This window comes from Pantoea allii (assembly GCF_002307475.1).
Taxonomy (GTDB): Bacteria; Pseudomonadota; Gammaproteobacteria; order Enterobacterales; family Enterobacteriaceae; genus Pantoea; species Pantoea allii.
In genome coordinates this window covers 1-4,268 of the sequence record NZ_NTMH01000016.1, presented here as the reverse complement: position 1 = coordinate 4,268, position 4,268 = coordinate 1, and the positions used below count along the sequence as shown (strand labels likewise).

General features: G+C 48.9%; 3 protein-coding genes and 2 pseudogenes. All 5 read right to left on the bottom strand.

Annotation, left to right across the window (positions count from 1 at the left end; all coding sequences use genetic code 11):
* A pseudogene (locus tag CMR03_RS25470) lies at nt 1-93 on the bottom strand (PAAR domain-containing protein); the annotation flags it as partial.
* Nucleotides 94-231: 138 nt separating this feature from the next.
* Nucleotides 232-420: pseudogene (locus CMR03_RS05755) on the bottom strand (type VI secretion system baseplate subunit TssF); the annotation flags it as partial.
* A 533-nt stretch (nt 421-953) separates the two neighbouring features.
* Complete coding sequence (tsiR, locus tag CMR03_RS05750) at nt 954-1,439, bottom strand: immunity protein TsiR (protein ID WP_096011051.1); 486 nt, start codon at nt 1,437-1,439, stop codon at nt 954-956.
* Nucleotides 1,436-2,512 (bottom strand): polymorphic toxin type 44 domain-containing protein, encoded by a 1,077-nt coding sequence (locus tag CMR03_RS05745; protein ID WP_096011050.1) that lies wholly within the window; start codon nt 2,510-2,512, stop codon nt 1,436-1,438. The genes tsiR and CMR03_RS05745 overlap by 4 nt, the downstream gene beginning before the upstream one ends.
* Before the next feature lie 31 nt (nt 2,513-2,543).
* Entirely contained in the window at nt 2,544-4,136 is a 1,593-nt protein-coding gene (gene tssA, locus CMR03_RS05740) for a type VI secretion system protein TssA (protein WP_063880410.1), read from the bottom strand.
* Nucleotides 4,137-4,268 lie beyond the last annotated feature (132 nt).

The window sequence follows — 4,268 nt, the reverse complement described above, 5'->3', positions numbered from 1 at the left end:
ATCAAACAGAGTGTGATCATCTGCGCCCGTGGTGATTTTCCCGCCGCAGGTCGTCTTGTCCCCCTGCACCAGGTAAAAGCCTTCTGCTGCCATATTTTTCCCTTCTCGCTAAATTCCGCCCAGATTATCCGCAAAGCACCGCACTGCTTGCCGGATCGAGCGCAATCAGACCGGACAGAAGCAAGTCCATCTCGGGCTGAAGCCGTGATTTATCGGTTTCACTGCGGACGGCTTCTCACGCAGTCGCACCATCAGGAAGGTAAAGCCCTTGAACAGACGTTCCACGTTCGGGTTGCGCGCGCCCACTTTATCAAGATTAAGCATGGACACCTGTTCGGGGTGGGTCTGGGCGAACTCTTCTCCAGCTTCAAGCAGGTAGTGCATTTCAGCGTCATAATAACGCAGAGTTAAATCATCCATATTTATTCCTGCTCAGTAATTTCTGCATGAATAGTTTTAAAAAATTAAATGAAAAAATATTATGAGAGCAAAAAAAAATTAATTATTTCACTCACCATATACAGATGAAGGAATAACATACTCAGTGGCCATCCCAGGCATCCATACGGCCGACCGAAGCATTTGGTATAGCCTTTACCCTTAAGAGTCGAAGTATATGCATAACAAAAGATGACAACACTTACTATAATAAAATAATAATTATAAAAACTTCATTGGTATTTTTGCATTTGATAACCACCTGTTCCGTACAGCTATAGTCAAATACCAGTATATACACGAAAAGAGAATGACTATTAGGATCATTAACAGAGTGTAAACGGTTTTTGAAAATACCATATTACTCCTAAACCCAAATAGTTCACTAAATGCATCGTTTGCCAACCACAAAGAAGCGAACGATGAAATACTCCCCCCCAAAACCTGCATTTTGGATTCATGATCCCATTACCTGCATAACAAGGTCACTTTTTTTCAGAAAAATGGAGTCTGGATCAATTAGAATTATTATCCCCCAAGCTTTCATCTTTCATGAAATGAAGTTTTTTTAAACATACCCCATGAAACCGATCAATTATTTCAAAATTATTATACCCAGGCTGTATTATTAACTTTGCAGAACATACATTTGATTTTGAAGACAAAAGAAAAGCCAATCCACCACCACCATTTGCATTATATTCAAATTCACCACCAACTGACCAACCAATATTTAATTTATAACCATCCATTATTATTGATGAAAAAGAGCCTTTTATCTTAACTTCTTCCCCCGACTCAATTATATCAGGCCGAGCACGCATTATCTTATCAACTTCTTCAGGAGCAGGTTCGATACCGGAAATACTCTCAGTAGTGTGCAGATACACACGTTCTTTCGTTGTATTCTGAACAATGACTACTGGCCTGACAGGGATAAAACAAACCATAGCACTTGAAATAATAAGAAAGGCGAGTGTCGATATCACTATTTTTTTCATGGCACCTGCTGCTCAATTTTTTCAGGATTTTTATCATTCCAGCACCAGTGCTTCTGCTTAGAAAAGGGCAGTGATTTTACAGAGGTGCTATCCAAAGCGTTCAAAACATCCTGAATTGTCAGCGACTTCGCCACTTTCCCGTGCTTATGGTACAACGCAAAACCAATTTTCATGCTGGTCACATCATCTAATGTATCATCACCAACGGCACCAGGGGTCATATTTTGCTCCCAAGTCGACCCCAACAATAATAATTCTTCATCAAATCCAACGCTAAGCCCAACATATCCATAATGAATATTTGACCAAACATCATAAAAATAATCATATTGTTTATATTTATGATAGTAAGACTTCGAAGAAGTATTACTTGGGAGAGGCCGTGCAACAGCTACTGAACCAAATTTATCACGAATCTTTTGTTTGTGATCCCAGGTAGAACCCGTTTTTACAGTCTGATACCAGACTGCCATTGCAGCAAGAAAATCTGGCTGAGGAGGGGGAGCCAGCCTTGCATAAAAAGGAAGTTTATCCCACTCAGCGCGTCTTTGTTTTAAAGTATCTTCGTCGATTAAATAACGTATTGTTTCTGCAGTCTGGCCTCTGACATTAGTTTTAATTTCATTGAGTATATAATCAGCAACCTGTATAGCGCCGTCAGTATGCTGACAATGCGGCTTACTTTGAAGATCCGGGGGCAGTACAGCAGTAGTTACTGGCGGAGTAGTTGCCGATGAAGTGGCTTTAGCTACCGCTGCCGATGTTCCTCCGGCAGAGTTTGCACCACCTCCATTCTTCTCGTACGTATCATTCATCATCGACGGAATGAACTTCGCCTTGCAGGGGCAGGTGCTGTAGCTGTCGAGGGTTCCGGCCATTCGTCTGTCGTGAATGGTATCGTTGTCGATGCCTCCGGCAATCTTGTATAACCCGGCATGTTTACCGCAGGTCACACTGTCCTGCTCCCGGGCAACAGGTTTATCAAACAGAGTGTGATCATCTGCGCCCGTGGTGATTTTCCCGCCGCAGGTCGTCTTGTCCCCCTGCACCAGGTAAAAGCCTTCTGCTGCCATATTCTTCCCTTATCGCTAAATTCCGTCCAGATTATCCGCAAAGCACCGCACTGCTTGCCGGGTCGAGCGCAATCAGACCGGACAGAAGCAAGTCCATCTCGGGCTGAAGCCGTGATTTATCGGTTTCACTGCGTGTGGCTTTGATGCGCAGCAGTCTGAGGCGACGCGATTTCACTTCAAACAGTAGTGCCGGTGTCCACTGCGTGAGGGTGATTGACTGTGCGGCACTGTCGAGCTCACCCAGCAGATGCAGGGCCAGTTCATTTTTGCCTTTCTGCTCGGCCACGCGGGCCATCAGCAGACGCAGTAACCATTTGTCTTTTGTGGCGTCTGTGCCCGGGCGGGTCTGCAGCCAGTGAAGTGTGGCATCCAGACCATCAGTATCCGCTTTCTCCAGCGCTTCCGGCTCAAGAGCCAGAATATCGTTATTATCCCCACTGTCGGCACTGACCGGCTCATCCCGCCAGCCAGCCATATCGTCCAGCACGTTCTGATTTATCCAGTTCAGCGTGACCTCATCGGCAAAGGGCGTACCGTCATTAAAGGCCAGGGTTTCAAGCCCGGTAAGGCGGCGCAGCAGTCCTTTCAGGTCGGCGGCGATGATATCAGCCAGTACATCCTGTCCCGATTTCATCAGGGCCTGGTGGACATACCACTGCAAATCCAGCCAGAGGTGATTAGCGCCACGCGAGAAAGTGCTGTCCGCCTGCTCCAGTATCTCCAGCCAGCTCTGCTGCAGGTACAGGCGTTTGAGCATGGCCCGCTGGTCAGCGCGCGGCGGTTCGATGCGCGTTTTTCCTTCGGCATCCGGGGCCGGAATAGCACTCAGCGTGTCATGACGCAGGCTTTTCATCAGCCGGTGTGCGGCAAGCCATCCATCGGGTTGCTCACGCAGATATCCGGTCAGGGTGCGGGCCTGGGCCAGCAAATCCTGACCGGAGGTAATGCGGCTCAGAACCGGCGCTTCAGCCTCTGTCGTGTATGATGCCTGTGCCTTATGACCGACGTTTTGCGGCACCACGGCATCCACGCCACCGGCTTTGATCAGTCGGGATTCCAGCGCGTTGTACAGGGCATTCAGACCGGGGCGTGAGACTTCTGGCTCAGTCTCCAGACAGTCACTGATAAGCAGCAGTGCACCGGCAGTACGCTGAGCATCTTCCCTCATCACTTCCGGCCAGAGTGACAGGCTGTCAAGCACACGGGAGCCTGCGAGCCACTCTAGTGCCGGTTTACGGCTCCGCTCGCGCTGTGGATGAAGCTGCGTGCCATAGCGCTGCAGCAATCCCGCCAGCAGTTCAAGCCCTTCGGCAAAGCCGGTTTCTCCGTCCTGGTGCAGACGTGCCCAGCAGTAATAGGTGGCAATCCGGATATCTTTGGCGATAGTGGTCAGTAGTTTTTCGCCAAGCGTGCAAATCAGCCCGGTATCAATGCCGGAAAGTTTGTTGACTTCCTCCCGGATGCGCTGAAAATCATCGTCATAGCCGGGATCTTCTCCCGTTGCGCTGGCATCGCTGACCGGAGTAAGCCAGGGCTGCCAGTTTTCAGTACGTGCCTGCGCCTGTTGCCGCAGTTGCGTTTCGTCAGCCTGACAGGCGGCAACCAGATTCTGCAGTGTGCTCATTATTCTTCACCCTCCCTGTCACGGCTTCCCGTGTTAGCCATCACCGCACTGTCGACACTGAATATCTGATCCGGCAGCGTGAACCCCCGCAGTTCCAGCAGCGCCAGCGGACCTTTTCCGAGTTGTGAGCGC